The organism is Sphingomonas sp. RIT328 (assembly GCF_000632225.1).
GTDB lineage: Bacteria > Pseudomonadota > Alphaproteobacteria > Sphingomonadales > Sphingomonadaceae > Sphingomonas > Sphingomonas kyungheensis.
The window spans coordinates 133,315-155,485 of the sequence record NZ_JFYV01000001.1 but is presented as its reverse complement, the minus strand read 5'-3'; the positions used below and the strand labels follow the sequence as shown (position 1 = coordinate 155,485).

The 22,171-nt window shown below is 67.1% G+C and carries 16 protein-coding genes and 1 tRNA gene; 10 read left to right on the top strand and 7 right to left on the bottom strand.

Going from position 1 to position 22,171, the window contains the following annotated elements; translation table 11 throughout:
- Positions 1–36: 36 nt before the first annotated feature.
- Positions 37–276, bottom strand: a complete 240-nt coding sequence (locus tag BW41_RS00755) for a hypothetical protein (RefSeq protein ID WP_152542032.1) — start codon at positions 274–276, stop codon at positions 37–39.
- 292 nt (positions 277–568) lie between these two features.
- On the opposite strand from BW41_RS00755, the gene BW41_RS19900 reads away from it, so the two are divergent.
- The 3 genes from BW41_RS19900 to BW41_RS00740 all read left to right on the top strand — a co-directional run bounded on the left by BW41_RS19900 (position 569) and on the right by BW41_RS00740 (position 1,881).
- On the top strand, positions 569–1,207 hold the full coding sequence (locus BW41_RS19900) for an acyltransferase (protein ID WP_051583146.1): 639 nt from the start codon (positions 569–571) through the stop codon (positions 1,205–1,207).
- A 120-nt stretch (positions 1,208–1,327) separates the two neighbouring features.
- Positions 1,328–1,404 (top strand) — tRNA-Arg (locus BW41_RS00745).
- A 24-nt stretch (positions 1,405–1,428) separates the two neighbouring features.
- Entirely contained in the window at positions 1,429–1,881 is a 453-nt protein-coding gene (locus BW41_RS00740; RefSeq protein ID WP_235199443.1) for a hypothetical protein, read from the top strand.
- Positions 1,882–1,982: 101 nt separating this feature from the next.
- Here the strand turns inward: BW41_RS00740 and BW41_RS00735 are convergent, their stop codons facing one another.
- Entirely contained in the window at positions 1,983–2,645 is a 663-nt protein-coding gene (locus BW41_RS00735) for a cysteine hydrolase family protein (RefSeq protein ID WP_081792816.1), read from the bottom strand.
- 68 nt (positions 2,646–2,713) lie between these two features.
- Here BW41_RS00735 and dinB point away from each other — a divergent pair, with 68 nt between their 5' ends.
- The gene (gene dinB / locus BW41_RS00730) at positions 2,714–3,805 is read left to right on the top strand and encodes a DNA polymerase IV (RefSeq protein ID WP_037530330.1); all 1,092 of its coding nucleotides are present in this window, start codon (positions 2,714–2,716) and stop codon (positions 3,803–3,805) included.
- A gap of 33 nt (positions 3,806–3,838) precedes the next feature.
- Here the strand turns inward: dinB and BW41_RS00725 are convergent, their stop codons facing one another.
- Positions 3,839–6,085: a S9 family peptidase gene (locus BW41_RS00725; RefSeq protein WP_037530816.1), complete on the bottom strand. Its 2,247-nt coding sequence runs from the start codon at positions 6,083–6,085 to the stop codon at positions 3,839–3,841.
- A 197-nt stretch (positions 6,086–6,282) separates the two neighbouring features.
- Between BW41_RS00725 and rplK the strand changes: the two genes are divergently transcribed.
- Both rplK and rplA read left to right on the top strand, forming a co-directional pair.
- A complete protein-coding gene (rplK, locus tag BW41_RS00720; protein ID WP_037530328.1) occupies positions 6,283–6,714 on the top strand; it encodes a 50S ribosomal protein L11 in 432 nt (143 codons plus the stop codon).
- Positions 6,715–6,717: 3 nt separating this feature from the next.
- The gene (rplA, locus tag BW41_RS00715; RefSeq protein ID WP_037530327.1) at positions 6,718–7,410 is read left to right on the top strand and encodes a 50S ribosomal protein L1; all 693 of its coding nucleotides are present in this window, start codon (positions 6,718–6,720) and stop codon (positions 7,408–7,410) included.
- A 566-nt stretch (positions 7,411–7,976) separates the two neighbouring features.
- Here the strand turns inward: rplA and BW41_RS00710 are convergent.
- Both BW41_RS00710 and BW41_RS00705 read right to left on the bottom strand, forming a co-directional pair.
- Positions 7,977–8,822 carry an oxidoreductase gene (locus BW41_RS00710; protein ID WP_037530324.1) on the bottom strand — a complete coding sequence of 282 codons (846 nt, stop codon included), beginning with the start codon at positions 8,820–8,822 and terminating at the stop codon, positions 7,977–7,979.
- A 69-nt stretch (positions 8,823–8,891) separates the two neighbouring features.
- Complete coding sequence (locus tag BW41_RS00705; protein WP_037530321.1) at positions 8,892–9,404, bottom strand: PilZ domain-containing protein; 513 nt, start codon at positions 9,402–9,404, stop codon at positions 8,892–8,894.
- Between the two features lie 411 nt (positions 9,405–9,815).
- Between BW41_RS00705 and rplJ the strand changes: the two genes are divergently transcribed.
- Together rplJ and rplL are read left to right on the top strand one after the other, a co-directional pair.
- Complete coding sequence (gene rplJ, locus BW41_RS00700) at positions 9,816–10,331, top strand: 50S ribosomal protein L10 (RefSeq protein WP_037530318.1); 516 nt, start codon at positions 9,816–9,818, stop codon at positions 10,329–10,331.
- Between the two features lie 76 nt (positions 10,332–10,407).
- A complete protein-coding gene (gene rplL / locus BW41_RS00695) occupies positions 10,408–10,788 on the top strand; it encodes a 50S ribosomal protein L7/L12 (protein ID WP_037530315.1) in 381 nt (126 codons plus the stop codon).
- Between the two features lie 91 nt (positions 10,789–10,879).
- Here rplL and BW41_RS00690 read toward each other — a convergent pair whose 3' ends face one another.
- On the bottom strand, positions 10,880–11,860 hold the full coding sequence (locus tag BW41_RS00690) for a methyl-accepting chemotaxis protein (RefSeq protein ID WP_037530313.1): 981 nt from the start codon (positions 11,858–11,860) through the stop codon (positions 10,880–10,882).
- A gap of 83 nt (positions 11,861–11,943) precedes the next feature.
- Positions 11,944–13,119: a hypothetical protein gene (locus tag BW41_RS21685; protein ID WP_235199442.1), complete on the bottom strand. Its 1,176-nt coding sequence runs from the start codon at positions 13,117–13,119 to the stop codon at positions 11,944–11,946.
- A 378-nt stretch (positions 13,120–13,497) separates the two neighbouring features.
- On the opposite strand from BW41_RS21685, the gene rpoB reads away from it, so the two are divergent.
- Together rpoB and rpoC are read left to right on the top strand one after the other, a co-directional pair.
- Positions 13,498–17,652, top strand: coding sequence for a DNA-directed RNA polymerase subunit beta (gene rpoB, locus BW41_RS00675; protein WP_037530310.1), 4,155 nt, complete (start codon positions 13,498–13,500; stop codon positions 17,650–17,652).
- A 178-nt stretch (positions 17,653–17,830) separates the two neighbouring features.
- Positions 17,831–22,120: a DNA-directed RNA polymerase subunit beta' gene (gene rpoC, locus BW41_RS00670; RefSeq protein WP_037530308.1), complete on the top strand. Its 4,290-nt coding sequence runs from the start codon at positions 17,831–17,833 to the stop codon at positions 22,118–22,120.
- The last annotated feature ends 51 nt before the right edge of the window (positions 22,121–22,171 follow it).

The following is a 22,171-nucleotide window of genomic DNA, read 5'->3' as shown; positions in this document are numbered from 1 at the left end:
CCGGCCCTATTGCAGGCCACCGCCGCCGCGGGACGATCAGCGCCGCCGGTGCACGATGCCGACACCCTGCCGCGCCCATTTCGCCCGCGTCATGCAGGTCGGCGCCGGCGTATTAGGCCGCGGATCGCGCATCGTGTCGGAGAAGAAGCGGATGCAATAGACGTCGCGCGCCGGCTTGTACGACACGGCATAGGCGCGGGCATCGGCATGGGCGTCCACCGGCGACAAGGCTGTCGTCAGTGCCAGCATCAGGATCGGCATCTGGTCATAAGGCATGATCGTCTCCCCGACAGGCCACCGGTGGACGATGGTCATCGCGATCCGCCATGCGATAAGCGTGCCATATCAGTAATACACCCGCAGGTGGCATCGCGGCGCTTACCGATCCCTTCGTATTGGCGGATCACACCCCGTTTCGGCGGGCACCGCCACCCGGACGGTCGATCGGTGGATTCGCGGGGCGAGTGGGGGAACGACTGAATGACAAATCGTTCATTAACCTATATGTCAGCCTTGCTGTCTGAGCGACAGCAAGATTCCTTCTGGCGCCATAGGGAGCGAAAGCCTCATGCCCGAGACGAAATGGAAACGGACGAAGCTGCGCTCCGTCATCCTTCGCGTACAGGGATCGCGTTTCCTGTCCGACCGGATGCGACGCGCTTTGCTCAACTTCGCCGGTGCCCGCATCCATCCGACGGCGACGGTGCGGCATTCCTGCTGGCTCGCCTCCGCCGACCTCGTCATGGGGCGCAATGCGATGCTCAACAACGAAGCCTATTTCGACGGCGGCGACACGCTGACGATCGAGGACGGCGCCCGCGTCGCGGCGCGCTGCACCTTCACCGCGAGCAGCCATCCGCATAGCGGCGATCCGGCGCGCCGCTCGTCGCCGTCGATCGAGGTCGCGCCGATCACGATCAAGGCCGGCACCTGGGTGATGGCGGATTGCACGATCAATCCCGGCGTGACGATCGCGCCTGGCTGCATCATCGGCGCCAAGTCGCTGGTCACCGAGGATACCGAGCCCAACGGCCTCTACCTCAACATGGCCAGCGCCTCGGGCACCGTCCGCGCCCGCCGTTTCCGCACGCTCGCGAACCGCAGCGATCCGTCATGGCGCGACGGCAAGGCACCCGCGCAGCCCAGGCAGCCGGCGCATGAGCCGGTCGGCACATTCGCGGGTCAAGGAGTCCGCCGCGTCGCCTGACGCGCATTTCGCGCTTGCATAACCGCGGCGCTTTGGCCAAAGCCGCTCGCACACCCTGTCTTCGGGAGGCACGGTGGTTCATGACTTCCCGATCGGCTGCGGCATCTGCCGCAGCCCCAAGCGCCCGTAGCTCAGCTGGATAGAGCATCAGACTACGAATCTGAGGGTCGGACGTTCGAATCGTTCCGGGCGCGCCATTTCTGACTTGTCATAGCGGAGCCATGTCGGTGGTCGACAAGAGCTGGGGAACGCCCTCGCCTGCCGGGCTGCGGGTACGCAGCAATCTCGGTCTCGACGATCGCGCCGCCCAACGCGCCGCCGCCCGCGAGGCGCGGGCGCAGGCGCGTGCGGGTGAGAGCGAACAGCGGCTCAAGGACCGCACCGCCGCCCGCGAGCAAGACGCCCGCGCCCGAGAGGCCGCGCGCGAAGAGCGGCGCGTGGCGGAGCAGCAGCTCGCCGAGGGCGATCCGCATGCCGCCGCGGCGCAGCGGCGTCGTGGATCCGGTCGCAAGGACGTGGTGCGCGAACAGCGCGATACGCGTGGCTACACGACGGTGGTCGATGTCGCGCGGATGCGCGAACTCGCCAAGCGCGGCGCGTCGGTCGCCGGACTGGCCGGCGCGTTCGGAGTCAGCGAAGAGGAGGTTCGGGCGGCACTCGCCGACGCCGAATAGGCGCGACGCGTCAGCGCGCGCGGCGGAGCGAGACGAGCTGGACGATCAGGCTGAACACGGCGATTTCCCATCGATGCCGCGGGATCGCGGCGTCGACAGGCCTATGTCGCCGCTGGATTTCCGCGACAATTGCAACCTCGGTCACCCCGATTGCACGACGGACAATCGTGTCGGTTCGCGGCGGCGATCCATGCGTCGAGCGTGAAGGCGTCGGTCGGCCGCGTTTCCGCCTGCATGCTGTTCTTCATGATCTCGAGCGCCCAGCGGGTGCGATCGGGATCGTCGCCCGCCACGCCGTCCGCCGGCACCCACAGCTCATATTGCCGCATATGCGCATCCGCGGCGGTGAACAGCACGCAGATGTCGGCGGCGACACCGGTCAGCACCAGCCGACTCGCGGCGAGCTGCGGCAGCAACACCGGCAGGTTGGTCGCGTAGAAGCCGGAGAATTGCGGTTTGATGACGAAATAATCGCTGTCGCGCGGGCGCAGCGCCTCGGTCAGCGTGCGCCCCGGCGTGTTGCGCGACAGCGCCGTCTCGACCAGCCGGTCGCGCTGCGAATGCCACTGGCCGTCATTGTCGTTGACGTAGATCACCGGCACCCCCGCCCGATCCGCCGCATCGCGAAGCGCCAGGATCGGGGCGACCGCCGCCTCCGCCGCCGGGCGCAGGCGCTCCGCCCCGTCGAAGTCGAGCGCATTGACCATGTCGATGATGACGAGGGCGGTGTGGCCCGCGGCGGCGGGCAATCGGGGTTGGGCCATGACCGTCCCCTACTCCCATTCGTCGCACGCCGCCTTGATCTGTCATGATTTTGGAACGAAACGGGATCATGGCCGATGCCGAACCGGTTCCGCAGCGCAAGATCATCCATGTCGACATGGACGCCTTTTTCGCGTCGGTCGAACAGCGCGACGATCCGACGCTGCGTGGCCGACCGGTCGCGGTCGGCGGATCGCGCGCGCGCGGCGTTGTCGCAGCGGCGAGCTACGAGGCGCGCGCCTTCGGGGTGCGATCGGCGATGCCGTCGGTGACGGCGATCCGCCGCTGTCCCGATCTCGTCTTCGTACGGCCGCGGTTCGAGGTCTATCACGCGGTCTCGCAGCAGATCCGCGCGATCTTCGCCGATTATGCCGATGCCGTCGAACCGCTGTCGCTCGACGAGGCCTATCTGGACGTGACGGCCGACGTGCGCGGTCTGGGGTCGGCGAGCGCGATCGCGGAGGAGATCCGCGCGCGCATCCGAGCCGACACCGGCCTCACCGCCTCCGCCGGGGTGAGCTACAACAAGTTCATCGCCAAGCTCGCCTCCGACCAGAACAAGCCCGACGGTATCTGCGTCATCCCGCCGCACAAGGGCGCGGCCTTCGTCGCGTCGCTGCCGGTCAAGCGCTTCCACGGCGTCGGCCCCGTCACCGCCGCGCGGATGGAGCAGCTCGGCATCCATACCGGTGCCGATCTGCGCGACCGGCCGCTGCCCTTCCTCCAGGCGCATTTCGGCTCCTACGCCCAGTATCTCTATGCCGCGGCGCGCGGCGAGGATCACCGCCCGGTCCGCTCGCATCGCGTCGCCAAGTCGGTCGGCGCGGAGCGGACGTTCGAGACCAACCTGACCGATCGCGCCGAGCTGCATGCGGCGCTGGCGCGCGTCGCCGAGGCGGCATGGGTCCGCATCGAACGGTCGGGCGCGCGCGGACGGACGGTGACGCTCAAGCTGCGCCATGCGGATTTCCGCACACTGACCCGCGCCCGCTCGCTCACCGCGACGGTCGGCGATCCCGCCGCCTTCCTGCGGATCGGCGGGGAGCTGCTCGACGCGCTGCTGCCGGTGCCGGACGGCGTGCGACTGCTCGGCCTGACGCTCTCGGGCATCGTGCGCGACGGCGAGGTGGCGGCGGCGGAACAGGCGAGCCTGCCGCTCTAGCGCGGCGCGCGACCGGTCCGGCGGGGGAGCCGCTCACCGCCCGCCGGGCGGCAGGTTCGCCTCGAGATAGCGCGTCATCAGCGAATAGAGGTGCAGGCTGGTGCCCGGCTTCTCGTAGATGCCGTGGGTACGGTCGGGATAGGCCATCATCGTGAACGGCTTGTTCGCGGCGATCAGCCGGTCTTCGAGCTGTTCGAGATTCTGGTAATGGACATTGTCGTCGCCGGTGCCGTGGATCATCAGCAGATTACCCTTGAGCCCGTCCGCATAGGTGATCGGCGATCCCGCCTTGTAGCCCGCCTCATTGTCCGACGGCAGGCCCATGTACCGCTCCTGATAGACGGTATCATACAGCGTCTGGTCGGAGACCGCCGCGACGGCGATGCCGGTGCGGAACAGGTCGGGAAAGCGGAACATCGCGTGCAGCGTGCTCGACCCGCCGCCGCTCCAGCCCCAGATGCCGATCCGCGTCGCGTCGATATAAGGCCGCTCGGCGATCAGCCTGCGGACCCCCGCGGCATAATCCTCCGGTCCGATCACGCCCAGGCGGCGGTAGATGCTCTTGCGCCAGTCGCGCCCGCGCGGCGTGTTGGTGCCGCGCGGATCGATGCTCGCGACGATATAGCCGCGTTCGGCGAGCATCCGGTGCCACAGGGCGGTGTTGCCGCCCCAAACGTCCGCCACCGTCTGCCCCCAGGGTTCGCCATAAACCTGGAACAGCACCGGATAGCGCTTCTTGGGGTCGAAGCCCGCGGGCTTGAGGAGCCACGCATCGACCGACACGCCCTTGCCGAGATCGAGCCGGGTGAACTCGACCGGCGCGAGCGGCTCGTGCGCCACTTCGTCGGCGAGCGCGGCGTTGCGCGCCAGCACGCGCACCGGCGCCTGCGTGGTCAGGTCGATCATCTCGGTCACCGGCGGCCGATCGAATGCCGAGACGGTATGCCGCGCCCAATGCGCGCCGGGCGCGATGTCGTAGCTGTGCGTCCCCGCCTGCCCCGCCGGCGTCACCCGCTCGACGTGCGGCGCGCCGGTCAGCGTCGCGCGATACAGGTAGCGCTGCGTCGGATTGTCGGGCGAGGCGATGAACCAGGCGGCGTTTTGCGCCGCGTCGACCCGCAGCAGGCTGACGACATCGAACTTACCCGGGGTGCGCAGGTCCATCGTCTTGCCGTCGGCGGAAGCGATATAGAGGTGCCGCCAGCCATCACGCTCGCTCAGCCAGGTGAAGCGCTTGCCATCGTCGAGCCAGGTCGGATCGTCATTCGCCTCGACCCAGGCGGCGTCGCGCTCGGTGAACACGGGTCGCGTCGTACCGGTCGCCGGATCGGCGAGCAGCAGCTGATAGCTGTTCTGCAGGCGGTTGGCATATTGCAGGAAGACCTTGCCGCTGCTGCCGGCCCAGCTCATCTGCGGCACGTAATTCTGGCGCGGATCGCCGGCGAGCGTGATCCAGTGCGTCGCGCCGCTGGCGACGTCGACGGTGCCGACCCGCACCGCCGAATTGGTCGTGCCGACCTTGGGATATTGCAGCGGGATCGGCCGCGAATATTGGCCGACAGTGTTGGTGATGAGGTAGAAGGTGCCGACGCCGGCGGTATCGAAGCGCCAGAAGGCGATCGTCTTCGAATCCGGGCTCCACGACCACGCCTTGCGCAGCGAGAATTCCTCTTCGTACACCCAGTCGCCGAGCCCGTTGACGATCAGGTCGTTGCCGTCACGGGTCAACTGGCGCGGCGGCGCGTCACCGGCGGTCGGCTCGACATAGAGGTTGTTGCCGCGGACATAGGCGATGCGGCTGCCGTCGGGCGAGAATTCGGCATAGAGCAGGCTGGCGGCCGGGGCATCGCCGCCGATCCGCCGCAGCTTGCGCGTCGTCAGGTCGAACAGCCAATAGTCGCCGAGCGCGCGCGTGCGGCGGAAGCGCTGGCCGTTGGTCAGGATCAGCAGCCGCTTGCCGTCGGCGGACCAGGCGTAATGCTGGATCTCGACCGGCTTGCCCGTCGCCGGCACGACGAGATCGCGTGCCGCGACCAGCACGGTGCGCCCGTTCCGCGCGACGTCGTAGCGGACGAGGTCGGTGCCGCCGGCGATCGCCGACGACCGTTCGATCGCGTCGAAGCCCTTGCCGTCCGCGGTCCATTCCCCGCCTTCGACGGTATCGGTCGGGATCGGATTGCTGCCGAAGATGCGCTCCACGGTGAGCGGCGCGGACTGTCCGGCGGCGAGGCCGGGCTGAACCAGAGCCGCGAGACCGGCGAACATCAGGGCGCTGCGCATCGTCTTCAAATCAACCCTCCTCCAGGAACCGCCTGCTTATATCACCTCCGGCCGATCGTATACGCTCCTCGCCGGATGGCGGTCGCTTGCTTCGGCTTGCGCTTTCCGCTAACGGCCGCCGCTTCCACGCCTCGGCTGGATGCTTGCGGGAGGGCGGAGACGCCCGCTGGGACCGCTAAACTTGAAACGAGAGTGACATGGCAAAGAAGATCACAGGTTACATCAACCTGCAGGTTCCTGCAGGCGACGCCAAGCCCGCCCCGCCGATCGGCCCGGCCCTGGGTCAGCGCGGCGTCAACATCATGGAATTCTGCAAGGCGTTCAACGCGCAGACCACCGACATGGACAAGGGCACGCCGCTGCCCACCAAGATCACCGTCTATGCCGATCGTTCGTTCAGCTTCGAGATCAAGACGCCGCCGGCGTCGTTCCTGATCAAGAAGGCCGCCGGCCTGAAGTCGGGTTCGAAGGAGCCGGGCAAGGTCGTCGCGGGCAAGATCGCGCGCAGCAAGCTGACCGAGATCGCCCAGACCAAGATGAAGGATCTGAACGCCAACGACATCGAGGCTGCGACCAAGATCATCGAAGGCTCCGCCCGCGCGATGGGCCTCGAAGTGACGGAGGGCTGATAGATGGCCAAGCTGACTAAGAAGCAGAAGGCGAACACCATCTCGTCGGAGACGCTGCACGGCGTCGACCAGGCGATCGCGCTCGCCAAGCAGAACGCCACCGCCAAGTTCGACGAGACGATCGAGGTCGCGCTCAACCTCGGCGTCGATCCGCGCCACGCCGACCAGATGGTCCGCGGTGTCGTGACGCTGCCCGCCGGCACCGGCAAGACGGTGCGCGTCGGCGTCTTTGCCCGCGGCCCCAAGGCTGACGAAGCGCGCGCCGCCGGCGCCGATGTCGTCGGTGCGGAAGACCTGATGGAGACGATCCAGGGCGGCACGATCGAATTCGATCGCTGCATCGCGACCCCGGACATGATGGGCGTCGTCGGCCGCCTCGGTAAGGTGCTGGGTCCCAAGGGCCTGATGCCGAACCCGAAGCTCGGCACCGTGACGATGAACGTCGCCGAAGCGGTCAAGGCCGCCAAGGGCGGTCAGGTCGAGTATCGCGTCGAGAAGGCCGGCATCATCCACTCAGGGATCGGCAAGGCGTCGTTCACGCAGGAAGACCTGCGTCGCAACTTCGACGCGCTGGTCGATGCGGTGGTCAAGGCCAAGCCGTCGGGCGCCAAGGGCAAGTATGTCCGCAAGGTCGCCGTCAGCTCGACGATGGGCCCGGGCATCCGCGTCGACACCGCCGAGGTGGCCGGCGCGTAAGCGTCGCCCGCTTGCAGTGAATAGGAGAAGGGCCAGGAGCGATCCCGGCCCTTTTTCTATGGGTGCTACTCCGGCCTAGACAATGCTCCCGCGGAGGCGGAAGTCCAGTTTTCTTTTCGCCGCAGGCCGCTGTTCTGCCTGGCCACTAAATTCCCGCCTGCGCGAGACTACTGGTGTTTTGCGGAGCGCTGGGCGACTTCGTCGAAAGTCATCGCCTCGCCGGGAGACCTTCACCTTCAGGTCACGGAGGACTGATCGCCTCGACAACCCTCCGCGCCTCCGCGCCTCCGCGCGAACGCAAATCCTCGGGCGGCCCGTGCGATGATGATTCACGCGAAGGCGCGAAGCCGCGAGGAAGAGCGTTCACGCGGAGGCGCGGAGGCGCGGAGAGACTATATGGACAGAGGCACTTCGCCTTGCCGTGCTCTCGAGTAAGGCCGGACCGGTGCCGGATCGCAACATCTTCGCGTCTTCGCGTCTTCGCGCGATCATCCTCGCGTCACGCCAACACTCCGGTGGAGCGCGAACGCCGCCGCTTGCCTCACCCCAAACACGGACCGCGACGGCTATTCCGGAAAGTCCGCCCCCAGCGCGGCGTCGCGCAGGCCTTCGATTTCCGCCAGCCGCTCCCGCAACTTGGCCGTCACCGCCTCATAGCCGAACTTGCCGAGCACCAGATGCCGCGGCGGCGTCTCCGCCTCGGCGGCGGCGATGATCGCCTGGCCGGCGCGGACCGGATCGCCCGCCTGCTCGCCGCTGATCTGCCTGGTCGACTCCATCCGCTTGCCTGCGGTGTCGGCATAGTCGGCGATCCGTACCGGCGTCTGCTGGAGCGAACGACCGGCCCAGTCGGTGCGGAACGGCCCCGGCTCGACGCAGGTGACGGCGATGCCGAGCGGCGCGACCTCGGCGAGCAGGCTGTCCGACCAGCCCTCGACCGCATGTTTGGACGCGGCATAATAGCCCGAGCCCGGAAAGCCGATCAGCCCCGCGACCGAGGTGAAATTGATAACGTGACCCGATCGCTGCGCGCGCATCAGCGGCAGCACCGCGCGGGTCAGCGCGAACAGGCCGAAGACGTTGGTATCGAACTGCGCGCGGATCGCCGCCTCTTCGCCTTCCTCGATGCTCGCCTGATAGCCATAGCCGGCATTGTTGACGAGCACGTCGATGCGGCCGAAACGCGACTCCGCCGCCGCGACCGCCGCCGCCACCTGACCGGCATCGTTGACGTCGAGCGCCAGTGCCAGCGCGCGGTCCTCCGCCTCCGCCGCCAGATCGGCGACGCGCTCCGCATCCCGCGCGGTGACGACGACACGCCAGCCGCGCGCCAGCACCAGCTTTGCCAGATCGCGACCGAAACCGGTCGAGCAACCGGTGATGAACCAGACGGGGGCGGAAGGCAGTGTCATCGGGAACCTCGGTGCGATCGGGAGCAAACCGGAGCAATGCGGCAGCGCGAGCCGGGTTCCGCGCTGACATCACTTCGGCGGCGTCGCCCCTGCGCTGCCGTCGAGCGCGGCGCCGACCGAGGCGAGCGGCCGCGACAGGATCGCGCCGACGTGACGGGCGGCAAAGATGCCGACGACGCCGATCGCGACGAGCAGCGCGACGAACTGGAAGGCGGCGGCAAAGCGACGGCTCTGCGCCTCGCGCTCGGCGGGGGGCACGCGGCGTTCGGCGCGCCGATCCGCGCCCGGCGCGTCGCCGCGCTGCGGCTTGTGCGCGGGCGGCTTGGCCGAGACGATGCCGTCGATGTCGATCGGGTCCTGCGTCCGCACGCCGAAGAAGGCGCCGTTCTGCCAGACGACGCGGCCGACGACGACATGATGGATCCGGCGGATCTCGATCACCGTTCCCGGCCGGCAGGCGGGCTCGGCGGTGGCGAGCAGGCCGCGCGACGACATGTTGTGGATCACCACGTCGGTCCATTCCGATCCCGCCCGCATGCGCGCGCGCACCAGCACCTTGACGCGGGGTTCGCGCTTTTTCATCGGGCGGGCCGGTCGGGCGCGGAGAAAAGGTCGGACATCATCGCTGCCCTACCACGCAAATGTTAAACGTCCGTAATAGACGTATCAGTTTCTGACATAATTCCGGTGCTTGCCGCCGCGCACCGAAGGGCATGGTTGACTTCGCACGTAACTGCGGTAAAGGCCCGCGCTTGCCGGTGGGTCCGCCCGCCGCGCATCCGTCCAAGACAGCAGGTGCCGCGGATTTGCCACGGCTTAATGCCCTGCCGAGACGGGGACAGGATTTCGAACGATCGGAGCGCTCCGTCGCGCCGGTCTGCCGCCCTTCACGGGTGCCTTCCCCATCGATGGACAACCCCGGCGGGGTTTTCCCCTCCGGTTTGTAACCGGGAGGGTCGCTTCGTGCGGCGCTCTCAAAACGTGGAGAATGGCATGGATCGTGCTCAAAAGGCCGCGGCCGTTGCCGAGTTGAATCGCACCTTTTCCGAGGTCGGCGTGGTGGTCGTCACCCGCAACAACGGAATGACGGTTGCCCAGTCGACCCGACTGCGCAACGCGATGCGGGACGCCGGCGCGACCTACAAGGTCTCGAAGAACAAGCTTGCCAAGATCGCACTCGATGGCACCGATTACGGCTCTGTGGGCGACCTGCTCACCGGCCCGGTCGGCCTTGCCACCTCGATCGACCCCGTCGCCGCTGCCAAGGTAGCGGTCGAATTCGCGAAGACGAACGACAAGTTCGAAATCGTCGGCGGTGCGATGGGTGCGACCTCTCTCGACGTTGCCGGCGTGCAAGCGCTCGCCACCCTGCCCTCGCTGGATGAACTCCGGGCGAAGATCGTCGGCCTCATCGTTGCCCCGGCAACGAAGCTCGCGACCATCACCCAGGCTCCCGCGGCGCAGATCGCGCGCGTGCTGTCGGCCTACGCCGAGAAGGAAGCCGCCTGAGCTTCAGGCGCTTTCGGACAAGCGATTTTCAACTGACACTTAGGGGCGTTCCGCCCCGGCATATGAAGGAAGTATCATGGCAGACCTGAACGCGCTGGTTGACCAGCTGAGCGAACTGACCGTCCTCGAGGCCGCCGAGCTCTCGAAGATGCTCGAAGAGAAGTGGGGCGTTTCGGCCGCCGCTGCCGTCGCCGCGGCTCCCGCCGCCGGTGGCGCGGGCGCCGGTGCCCCGGCCGCGGAAGAGAAGACCGAGTTCGACGTGATCCTCACCGGCGACGGTGGCAAGAAGATCAACGTCATCAAGGAAGTCCGCGCCATCACCGGTCTCGGCCTGACCGAAGCCAAGGCGCTCGTCGAAGGCGCGCCGAAGGCCGTCAAGGAAGGCGTGAACAAGGACGAGGCCGAGAAGGTCAAGAAGCAGCTTGAAGACGCCGGCGCGACCGTCGAACTTAAGTAAGCTGGTCCGAACCGTCCGGCGTCACGGCGTCGGGCGGATCGTGCAACGGATGGGGCGGCCTTCGCGAGGAGGTCGCCCCTTTCGTTATGCGTCACCGCCGGCGTGCGGGACGCCAGGACTCGGGCCGGATCACCGTCGCCGGCGGCTCGCCGGCACGCGCCGCGTCGATCGCGGCGTTGATCGCCATCAGCTCGGTCTGCCGGCTCATCGCGGTCATCGCGTCGACCAGCGCGGCGAGCTGCGTCATCGTCGCCTGCATCTCCCCCGTCTTGTCGGCGATCGCCGCCTGGTGGCGGCGCACCTCGTCGTGGCGCGCGGCGACATCATGGTCGAGGCGGACGCGGCGGGTGACGTCGGTGGCGATGGCGACGATGCGCTGCGGCGTGCCGTCCGCGTCGGCGACCGGCGTATAGCTTGCCTGCAGCCATAACGGCGCCCCCTTGCTGTCGATCCACGCCAGGACCCCCGCCTCGCTCTCGCCGGCGGCGAGCCTCGCCCAGAGGGCGGTATAGGCCAGCGCACCGGCATCGACCGGATCGCACAGGATGCGATGGTGGCGGCCGATCAGATCGTCGCGGTCATAGCCGGTGAGCGCGAGGAACCGCGCATTGGCGTCGAGGATGATCCCGTCCGGCGTGAAGTCGATGACCGCATGGCTGCGGTCGAGCGCGACGAGGCGGGCGTCGCGCGTCTCGTCATCGGACGGTGGCGCGGTCCGTTCGCTGGCGACCTTGACGAAGCCGCAGACCGCGCCGTCATCGTCGAGCAGCGGATCGTAATCGGCGTGCAGCCGCAGCTCGCGTCCGTCCCGGCCGATCCGCGTGCAATCGAGCGAGACGGCGCGGCCGAGCGCGAGGTCGAGCCACAATTGCCGATAGTCGGCCGACGCCCGCACCTCCGGCGAGCAGAAGGCGCGGTGCGGCATGCCGAGCAGGTCTTCGAGCTGATAGCCGAAGGTCGTGCAATAGCGCTCGCTCGCCCACACGACATGGCCGGCGGCATCGAAATGCGCGACATTGGTCGTGCGGCAGATCGCCGCCCAGATCGCGGCACCGTGACGTTCGCCTGCCATGGGGTCTCCCGGCCCCGAGAAAGGACCACTTTGGACACGGTTAGCGACAACCTGCGATGCGGATCAAGCGCGAATTGCGCCGCTCACCGCTCCACGGCAGCGGCATAGGGGCGGACGCCGAGCACATCGTACATCCGCGCGGGCTGATCGAGCCAGAACGGCACCAGTTTCGCCGAGTCGACGCGCTCGACGCCGACCGCGAAGGCGTTGCCGACCTGCCCCTCGCCGCCACCGGCATCATAGACGACGTTGACGACGACGACGGGCACGAACATCGGCCGCCCCGCCGCCTCGAGCGGGCGGATCTCCGTGCGCGACAGGGCGACGACGACGCGGACGCGGCGTGACTCCCCCGGCGCCAGCGCGAAGGGTGGCACCGCGGTGCGTCCCGGCGGCGCGGCATAGATGGCGGCGACATCACCCTCCTGCCCCGGTCCGGCGCCGGTCAGCGTCGCGGCGATGCGGATCGCCTGTGCCGGCGCCGTCCCGGCATTGCGGACGTCGAGTTCCGCCTCGACCGTGGCGCTGAGCAGGTTGAGCCCGGCGCGGCGCGGATGCAGCGCGAGCGCGAGCCGGGCGCGCGCCGCGGGCGGCTCGAACATCGCCGGGGTCGGGGCCGTCGTCGGCGTTGCCGCTGGCGTGGGCAAACGATCCTGCATAGGTGGCGCCGGTGGCGGTGGCGCAACCGGCGCGACCGCAGGCGCTTCATCGACCGCCTCGCGCGAGCGACGGCGTAGCCACCACCAACCGCCCAAGCCCGCTGCGATCACCGCGACCGCGATCAGCCACCAGAGATTCGATCCGTCCCCGGCAGCCGCGGGTGCAGCCACCGGTGTGGGGGTCGGGCTCGGCGTCGCGAGCGGGGTGGCGGACGGTTCGTCCGTCGGCAGCGCCGCCGGCGTCGTCGGCGCCGTTGCGGCGGGCTGCGGCGCGATGCTGGGCGCGGGTGCGACGGTGGGCGTCGCGGCCGGGGTCGGCGTCGCACGCGGCGTCGGTGTGGCGCGCGGCGTGGGCGTAGTCCGCGGGGTCGGGACTGCACGCGGAGTCGGGGTCGGAGCCGGCGTCGGGCTGGGTGCAGGCGTCGGCTCGGGAACGACCGGCGCGGGGGTGGCCGGGCGCGACGGCGACAGGCTGAAATTGTCGAGCCCCGGGATCGTCTGCGGCGCGCTCGTATTGGACTGCGCGAGCCCCGGCGTCCCCGCCAGAGCCGCCGCCGAAAGGGCGATCGCGCCCAGCCGCGCGCCCCGCATCATGGTCATGTACTCTGATCTCACCCAAAACCCTTGCGCGCTCCTTAGTGAACGGTTGACGACCGCCACCCCCGCTGCGACGAACTGCCCCGCTATGGCGACGGAGCGAACGGCACGGCCGCGCCGCCCGCCGCCGCCACCCCTTTGACACGGCGGGGCAAGCCGCCTATATCGGCGGTTCACCAAAGCTTTCGGGACATGGGGCGCCGTCGCGCAGCGCCCCGTACGGATAGAGGGTTCTGGTTTCAAAGACGCTGAAGGCCGACGCACTTGGATGCGATCGGCTTTTTTGCGTCGCACCTCGCGTCCCGCTCCGGGGGTTCCCGGGCACGATATTCCGGCCGTCGCCAGTGTCCGCTGGCGGGCCACGACTGAGGGCATAACACCATGGCCAGCAAAGCGATCCAGGGCAGCACCGCGAAGCGGCGCATCCGCAAGATCTTCGGGGACATCCACGAAGTCATCCAGATGCCGAACCTGATCGAGGTTCAGCGCGAGAGCTACGAGCAGTTCCTCCGTTCGGACAAGAGCATCGGCCACGTCTCGGGACTCGAGAAGACGCTGCGCAGCGTGTTCCCGATCCAGGATTTCGCCGGCACCGCCTATCTCGACTTCGACGATTACGTCCTCGAACCGCCGAAGTTCGACGTCGAGGAATGCCGCCAGCGCGGCATCACCTATGCCGCGCCGATGCGTGTCACGCTGCGCCTGACCGCGTTCGAGGTCGATCCGGATACCGAGGCCAAGTCGGTCATCGATATCAAGGAGCAGGACGTCTACATGGGCGACATGCCGCTCATGACCGAGAACGGCACCTTCTTCATCAACGGCACCGAGCGCGTCATCGTCAGCCAGATGCACCGCTCGCCGGGCGTGCTGTTCGATCACGATCGCGGCAAGACGCATGCGTCGGGCAAGTATCTGTTCGCCGCCCGCGTCATTCCGTATCGCGGCTCGTGGCTCGACTTCGAGTTCGACGCCAAGGACATCGTCAACGTCCGCATCGACCGTAAGCGCAAGCTGCCGGTGACGGCGCTGCTCTATGCGCTCGGCATGACCAGCGAGGACATCCTCAACCACTTCTACAACCGCGTCACCTATGTGCGCGGCCAAGGCGGCTGGATCATCCCGTTCGCGCCAGAGAACTGGCGTGGCGTCAAGCCGCTGTTCGACATCGTCGACGCCTCGTCGGGCGAAGTCGTGTTCGCCGCGCAGCAGAAGATCAGCCCGCGCGCGGCCAACAAGGCGGCCAAGGACGGCCTCACCCAGCTGCTGATCCCGACCGAAGAGATCTTCGGCCGCTATTCGGCCTATGACCTGATCAACGAGCAGACCGGCGAGATCTACGTCGAGGCGGGCGATGAGATCGGCGCCGAGAATCTCGAGGCGCTCGACAAGGCCGGCATCGACACGATCGAGCTGCTCGACATCGATCACGTCTCGACTGGTGCCTGGATCCGCAACACGCTCAAGGCCGACAAGGCCGAGGAGCGCGAGCAGGCGCTGAGCGACATCTATCGCGTCATGCGCCCCGGCGAGCCGCCGACGCTGGAGACTGCGGAAGCGCTGTTCGCCGGCCTGTTCTTCGATCCGGACCGCTACGACCTGTCGGCGGTCGGCCGCGTCAAGCTCAACATGCGCCTCGACCTCGACTGCCCGGATACGGTGACGACGCTGCGCACCGAGGATATCCTCGCCGTGGTCAAGACGCTGGTCGACCTCAAGGACGGCAAGGGCGAGATCGACGACATCGACAATCTCGGCAACCGCCGCGTCCGCTCGGTCGGCGAGCTGCTCGAGAACCAGTATCGCGTCGGCCTGCTGCGCATGGAGCGTGCGGTCAAGGAGCGCATGTCCTCTGTCGACGTGTCGACAGTGATGCCGAACGACCTGATCAACGCCAAGCCGGCGGTCGCCGCGGTGCGGGAATTCTTCGGCTCGTCGCAGCTGTCGCAGTTCATGGACCAGACCAACCCGCTGTCGGAAGTGACGCACAAGCGTCGTGTCTCGGCGCTCGGGCCGGGCGGTCTGACGCGGGAACGCGCGGGCTTCGAAGTCCGCGACGTCCACCCGACGCATTATGGCCGCATCTGCCCGATCGAGACGCCGGAAGGCCCGAACATCGGTCTGATCAACAGCCTCGCCTCGTTCAGCCGGGTCAACAAATACGGCTTCATCGAGACGCCGTACCGCAAGATCGTCGACGGCAAGGTCACTGACGACGTCGTCTATCTGTCGGCGATGGAAGAGGCCAAGCATACGATCGCGCAGGCCTCGGCCGAGCTGAAGGACGACGGCAGCTTCGCCGAGGAGCTGGTGTCGGCCCGTCAGGCGGGCGAGTTCCTGATGGCGCTGCCCGAGACGATCACGCTGATGGACGTCAGCCCCAAGCAGCTGGTGTCGGTCGCCGCGTCGCTGATCCCGTTCCTCGAGAACGACGACGCCAACCGCGCGCTGATGGGCTCGAACATGCAGCGCCAGGCGGTGCCGCTGGTCAAGGCCGAGGCGCCGTTCGTCGGCACCGGCATGGAAGAGACCGTGGCGCGCGATTCGGGCGCCGCGATCGCCGCCAAGCGTGCCGGCATCGTCGACCAGGTCGATGCCAGCCGCATCGTCGTGCGCGCCACCGGTGAGGTCGATTCGGCCAAGTCGGGTGTCGACATCTACACGCTGATGAAGTTCCAGCGCTCGAACCAGTCGACCTGCATCAACCAGCGTCCGCTGGTGAAGGTGGGCGACGTGGTCAACGCCGGCGACGTCATCGCCGACGGTCCGTCGACCGAGTTCGGCGAGCTGGCGCTCGGCCGCAACGCGCTCGTCGCGTTCATGCCGTGGAACGGCTACAACTACGAGGACTCGATCCTCATCTCCGAGCGGATCGTGAAGGACGACGTGTTCACGTCGATCCACATCGACGAGTTCGAGGTGATGGCCCGCGACACCAAGCTCGGGCCCGAGGACATCACGCGCGACATCCCCAACGTCGGCGAGGAAGCATTGCGCAACCTCGACGAGGCGGGCATCGTCTACGTCGGTGCCGAGGTCGAGCCGGGCGACATCCTCGTCGGCAAGATCACGCCGAAGGGCGAAAGCCCGATGACGCCGGAAGAAAAGCTGCTCCGCGCGATCTTCGGTGAGAAGGCGAGCGACGTGCGCGACACCTCGCTGCGCCTGCCGCCGGGCGTCGCCGGGACGATCGTCGACGTGCGCGTCTTCAATCGCCACGGCATCGACAAGGACGAGCGCGCGATGGCGATCGAGCGCGAGGAGATCGAGCGCCTCAAGAAGGACTCGGACGACGAGCGCACGATCCTCAACCGGGCGACGTGGAGCCGCCTGCGCGAAATGCTGCTCGACCAGGTCGCCACCGCCGTTCCGAAGGGCCTCAAGAAGGGCTCGACGATCGACATGGACCTGCTCGACAGCGTCGACCGCCACGAGTGGTGGAAGTTCGCGGTGCAGGACGATGCGGTCCAGGCCAATCTCGAAGCCGTCAAGCAGCAGTATGACGAGGCGGCCAAGCGGATCACGGACAAGTTCCATGACCGCCGCGAGAAGCTGGAGCGTGGCGACGAGCTGCCGCCGGGCGTGCTCAAGATGGTCAAGGTGTTCGTCGCGGTGAAGCGCAAGCTGCAGCCGGGCGACAAGATGGCCGGCCGTCACGGCAACAAGGGCGTGATCAGCCGCATCCTGCCGCAGGAGGACATGCCGTTCCTCGCCGACGGGACGCCGGTCGATCTGGTGCTCAACCCGCTGGGCGTGCCGTCGCGCATGAATGTCGGGCAGATCTTCGAAACGCATCTCGGCTGGGCTGCCCGTAACCTGGGCATGCAGGTTGCGACCGCGCTCGAGGATTGGCGCGAGGCGAATCCGGACGCCAAGGCGGGCGAGATGCCCGACGCGGTCCGTTCGCGCCTCGTCGAGGTCTATGGCGATCATTATGCCGACGACATCCAGAGCCGCGAGCCGGAAGAGATCGCCGAGCTGGTCCAGAACATCCGGACCGGCATTCCGATGGGCACCCCGGTGTTCGACGGCGCCCGCGAAAGCGACGTGTCGGCGATGCTGGAGCTGGCGGGTCTCGACACGTCGGGCCAGTCGGAGCTGTTCGACGGACGCACCGGCGACAAGTTCGACCGCAAGGTGACGGTGGGCATCATCTACATGCTCAAGCTGCACCATCTGGTGGACGACAAGATCCACGCGCGTTCGATCGGGCCCTACTCGCTCGTCACCCAGCAGCCGCTGGGCGGCAAGGCGCAGTTCGGCGGCCAGCGCTTCGGCGAGATGGAGGTCTGGGCCTTGCAGGCCTATGGCGCCGCCTACACCTTGCAGGAGATGCTGACGGTGAAGTCCGACGACGTGGTCGGCCGCACCAAGGTCTATGAGGCGATCGTCAAGGGTGACGACACGTTCGAGGCCGGCATCCCCGAGAGCTTCAACGTGCTCGTCAAGGAAATGCGCTCGCTGGGCCTCAACGTCGACTTGAAGACGATGCAGGACCAGGTCGACGAGGACGGCATCGCGATCGCCGCGGAGTGACCTCAAGTCCCCTCTCCCCCTGTGGGAGAGGGGCAAGCCGCGGAACGCGGCGCGGGGTGAGGGGCAGTGCGGCACGGCAGCCGCATCGCTTCCCCCTCACCTTCCCACTGCCTTCGGCAGCGGGCCCCTTCCTCTCCCACAAGGGGAGAGGAGACAGAGATTTTAAGAGGACAGGTTCATGAACGAACTGACCAACTTCGCGAACCCGATCGCCAAGCCCGAAACCTTCGACCAGATCCAGATCGGCATCGCCTCGCCTGACAAGATCCGCTCGTGGTCGTTCGGCGAGATCAAGAAGCCCGAAACCATCAACTACCGCACGTTCAAGCCCGAGCGTGACGGCCTGTTCTGCGCACGCATCTTCGGTCCGATCAAGGATTACGAATGCCTGTGCGGCAAGTACAAGCGTATGAAGTACAAGGGCATCGTCTGCGAGAAATGCGGCGTCGAAGTCACCGTGTCGAAGGTCCGCCGCGAGCGGATGGGCCATATCGAGCTCGCCGCCCCGGTCGCGCACATCTGGTTCCTCAAGTCGCTGCCGTCGCGCATCGGCCTGCTGCTCGACATGCAGCTCAAGCAGCTCGAGCGCGTGCTGTATTTCGAGGCCTATATCGTCATCGAGCCGGGCCTGACGCCGCTGGAGAAGTTCCAGCTGATGACCGAGGACGAGCTGCTCGAGGCGCAGGACCAATATGGTGAGGACGCCTTCTCCGCCGGGATCGGCGCCGAGGCCGTGCGCATCATGCTCGAAAGCCTCGATCTCGAGGGCGAGAAGACGCAGCTGCTCGAAGAGCTGGCGACGACCAAGTCGGAGCTGAAGCCGAAGAAGATCATCAAGCGGCTCAAGGTCGTCGAGAGCTTCCTCGAATCGGGCAACCGTCCCGAATGGATGATCCTCGAAGTCGTGCCGGTCATCCCGCCCGAACTGCGCCCGCTGGTGCCGCTCGACGGTGGCCGCTTCGCGACGTCGGATCTCAACGACCTGTACCGCCGCGTCATCAACCGCAACAACCGGTTGAAGCGCCTGATGGAGCTGCGTGCGCCGGACATCATCGTCCGCAACGAAAAGCGCATGTTGCAGGAAGCGGTCGACGCTCTGTTCGACAACGGCCGCCGCGGCCGGACGATCACCGGCGCCAACAAGCGTCCGCTGAAGTCGCTGTCCGACATGCTCAAGGGCAAGCAGGGCCGCTTCCGGCAGAACCTTCTCGGCAAGCGCGTCGACTATTCGGGTCGTTCGGTGATCGTGACCGGCCCGGAATTGAAGCTGCACCAGTGCGGCCTGCCCAAGAAGATGGCGCTCGAGCTGTTCAAGCCGTTCATCTACGCCCGCCTCGACGCCAAGGGCCTGAGCATGACGCTCAAGCAGGCGAAGAAGTGGGTCGAGAAGGAGCGCAAGGAAGTCTGGGACATCCTGGATGAGGTGATCCGCGAGCATCCGGTGATGCTCAACCGCGCACCGACGCTCCACCGGCTCGGCATCCAGGCGTTCGAGCCGGTGCTGATCGAGGGCAAGGCGATCCAGCTCCACCCGCTGGTCTGCTCGGCGTTCAACGCCGACTTCGACGGCGACCAGATGGCCGTGCACGTGCCGCTGAGCCTCGAGGCGCAGCTGGAAGCGCGCGTCCTGATGATGTCGACCAACAACATCCTGTCGCCCGCCAACGGCAAGCCGATCATCGTGCCGTCGCAGGACATGGTGCTGGGTCTCTATTATCTGTCGATGATGAAGGAAGGCGAGCCGGGCGAAGGCATGCTGCTCGGCGACATGGCCGAGGTGCATCAGGCGCTCAACGCGGGTGCGGTGACGCTGCACACCAAGATCGTCAGCCGCGTTCCGCAGACCGACGAGAACGGCAAGCAGTACCTCAAGCGCTACGAGACGACCCCGGGCCGCATGCTGCTGGGTGAAACCCTGCCGCACAGCCACAAGGTGCCGTTCGAGACCGTCAACCGCCTGCTCACCAAGAAGGACGTCGGCGACGTGATCGACGAGGTCTATCGTCACACCGGCCAGAAGGAGACCGTGCTGTTCGCCGATGCGATCATGGCACTGGGCTTCCGTCACGCGTTCCGCGCCGGCATTTCGTTCGGCAAGGACGACATGATCATCGCGCCGGACAAGGACAAGCTGGTCGACGAGACGCGCGATCAGGTGAAGGACTTCGAGCAGCAGTATCAGGACGGCCTGATCACGCAGCAGGAAAAGTACAACAAGGTGATCGACGCCTGGAGCCGCTGCGGCGATCAGGTGGCGAACTCGATGATGAACGAGATCAAGGCCGTCCGTCACTATGAGGACGGGCCGATGAAGGGCCGCGAGAAGGACATCAACTCGATCTACATGATGGCCCACTCGGGTGCCCGTGGCTCGCAGGCGCAGATCAAGCAGCTTGCCGGCATGCGCGGGCTGATGGCCAAGCCGTCGGGCGAGATCATCGAGACGCCGATCATCTCGAACTTCAAGGAAGGCCTGACCGTCCTCGAATATTTCAACTCGACCCACGGTGCTCGTAAGGGCCTCGCGGACACCGCGTTGAAAACCGCCAACTCGGGTTATCTCACCCGCCGCCTCGTCGACGTGTCGCAGGATTGCGTCATCGTCGAGGAGGATTGCGGCACCGAGCGCGCGCTGGAGATGAAGGCGATCGTGCAGGGCGGTTCGACCATCGCCTCGCTCGGCGAGCGCATCCTCGGCCGCACGACGGCGGAGGACGTGGTCGACGCCAAGAGCGGTGAGGTCATCATCCCGACGGGCACGTTGCTCGACGAGGCGATGATCGCGCAGATCGAGAAGATCGGCATCCAGGGGATGAAGATCCGCTCGCCGCTGGTCTGCGAAAGCAAGATCGGCGTGTGCGGCAAGTGCTACGGGCGCGACCTCGCCCGCGGTACGCCGGTCAACATCGGCGAGGCGGTCGGCGTGATCGCGGCGCAGTCGATCGGCGAGCCGGGTACGCAGCTGACGATGCGCACCTTCCACATCGGCGGCGCGGCGCAGCTCAACGAACAGTCGAACCTGGAGGCGCCGGTCGACGGCACCGCCCAGTTCCGCGACCTGCGCCTGATCGTCGATCAGCGCGGGCGGCGGGTGACGCTGTCGCGTTCGGGCGAGATCGCGATCGTCGACATGGACGGCCGCGAACTGTCGACGCACCGTATCCCCTATGGCGCCTATGTGATGTTCGACGACGGCCACATGCTGTCGAAGGGCGATCGCATGGCGGAGTGGGATCCGTTCACCATGCCGGTGATCACCGAGAATTCGGGCATCGTGAAGTATCAGGATCTGATCGAGGGCAAGACGCTCACCGAGCAGACCGACGAAGCGACCGGCATCGCGCAGCGCGTGGTGATCGAATATCGCACCTCGTCCAAGTCGAAGGAGGATCTGCGTCCGCGTCTGACCCTGACGACGTCGGAAGACGGCGAAGCGGCGCGCTACATGCTCGCTGCCGGTGCGGTGCTGTCGGTCGACGACAATGCCGAGGTGCAGGCGGGCGACGTGCTCGCCCGTGTCAGCCGCGAGTCCGCCAAGACCCGCGACATCACCGGCGGTCTGCCGCGCGTCGCCGAACTGTTCGAGGCGCGCATCCCCAAGGAGGCGGCGATCATCGCCAAGGTCTCCGGCCGGGTCGTGTTCGGCAAGGACTATAAGGCGAAGCGCAAGATCGGCATCCAGCCCGAGGATGGCGGCGAGGTCGTCGAATATCTGGTGCCGAAGTCGAAGGTGATCGACGTTCAGGAAGGCGACTACGTCAAGCGTGGCGACAACCTGATCGGTGGTTCGCCCAACCCGCATGACATCCTGGAGACGATGGGCATCGAGCCGCTGGCCGAATATCTGGTCAGCGAAATCCAGGAAGTCTATCGACTGCAGGGCGTCAAGATCAACGACAAGCACATCGAGACGATCGTTCGTCAGATGCTGCAGAAGGTCGAGATCACCGACGGCGGCGACACCACGCTGCTCAAGGGCGAGCAGGTCGATCGCGAGGAAATGGACGCGACGAACGAGAAGCTCGAGAAGAACCAGCAGCCCGCGCAGGGCAAGCCGGTGCTGCTCGGCATCACCAAGGCGTCGCTGCAGACCCGCAGCTTCATCTCGGCGGCGTCGTTCCAGGAGACCACCCGCGTCCTCACCGAGGCGGCGGTCCAGGGCAAGCAGGACACGCTGATGGGTCTGAAGGAGAATGTCATCGTCGGCCGGCTGATCCCGGCGGGTACCGGCGCGGGCATGAACCGGCTGCGGGTCGCCGCTTCGTCGCGCGACGCGGCGCTGCGGGCACAGCAGCGGGCGCTGTCGGCGGCGATCGTCGCCCCGATCTCGGCCGCGGAACAGCGGGCCGCGGAGCAGCAGCGCACGGTGCGCGACGATGCCGGCACGGGTCCTGACCCGCTCGCCGAGGTCGTGCCCTCGGGCGACGGCAGCGATGCCGCCGCGGGTGAGTATCTCAACCAGGAGTGATCCTGGCCTCTTGCCGAGCACACGAAACCGCCGTCCGGGTGACCGGGCGGC

Excerpts from the sequence above, each read along its gene's own strand:
- BW41_RS00755 (WP_152542032.1), bottom strand. The coding sequence starts at position 276 with ATGCCTTATGACCAGATGCCGATCCTGATGCTGGCACTGACGACAGCC.
- BW41_RS19900 (WP_051583146.1), top strand. The coding sequence starts at position 569 with ATGCCCGAGACGAAATGGAAACGGACGAAGCTGCGCTCCGTCATCCTT.
- BW41_RS00740 (WP_235199443.1), top strand. The coding sequence starts at position 1,429 with ATGTCGGTGGTCGACAAGAGCTGGGGAACGCCCTCGCCTGCCGGGCTG.
- BW41_RS00735 (WP_081792816.1), bottom strand. The coding sequence starts at position 2,645 with ATGGCCCAACCCCGATTGCCCGCCGCCGCGGGCCACACCGCCCTCGTC.
- dinB (WP_037530330.1), top strand. The coding sequence starts at position 2,714 with ATGGCCGATGCCGAACCGGTTCCGCAGCGCAAGATCATCCATGTCGAC.
- BW41_RS00725 (WP_037530816.1), bottom strand. The coding sequence starts at position 6,085 with ATGCGCAGCGCCCTGATGTTCGCCGGTCTCGCGGCTCTGGTTCAGCCC.
- rplK (WP_037530328.1), top strand. The coding sequence starts at position 6,283 with ATGGCAAAGAAGATCACAGGTTACATCAACCTGCAGGTTCCTGCAGGC.
- rplA (WP_037530327.1), top strand. The coding sequence starts at position 6,718 with ATGGCCAAGCTGACTAAGAAGCAGAAGGCGAACACCATCTCGTCGGAG.
- BW41_RS00710 (WP_037530324.1), bottom strand. The coding sequence starts at position 8,822 with ATGACACTGCCTTCCGCCCCCGTCTGGTTCATCACCGGTTGCTCGACC.
- BW41_RS00705 (WP_037530321.1), bottom strand. The coding sequence starts at position 9,404 with ATGAAAAAGCGCGAACCCCGCGTCAAGGTGCTGGTGCGCGCGCGCATG.
- rplJ (WP_037530318.1), top strand. The coding sequence starts at position 9,816 with ATGGATCGTGCTCAAAAGGCCGCGGCCGTTGCCGAGTTGAATCGCACC.
- rplL (WP_037530315.1), top strand. The coding sequence starts at position 10,408 with ATGGCAGACCTGAACGCGCTGGTTGACCAGCTGAGCGAACTGACCGTC.
- BW41_RS00690 (WP_037530313.1), bottom strand. The coding sequence starts at position 11,860 with ATGGCAGGCGAACGTCACGGTGCCGCGATCTGGGCGGCGATCTGCCGC.
- BW41_RS21685 (WP_235199442.1), bottom strand. The coding sequence starts at position 13,119 with ATGACCATGATGCGGGGCGCGCGGCTGGGCGCGATCGCCCTTTCGGCG.
- rpoB (WP_037530310.1), top strand. The coding sequence starts at position 13,498 with ATGGCCAGCAAAGCGATCCAGGGCAGCACCGCGAAGCGGCGCATCCGC.
- rpoC (WP_037530308.1), top strand. The coding sequence starts at position 17,831 with ATGAACGAACTGACCAACTTCGCGAACCCGATCGCCAAGCCCGAAACC.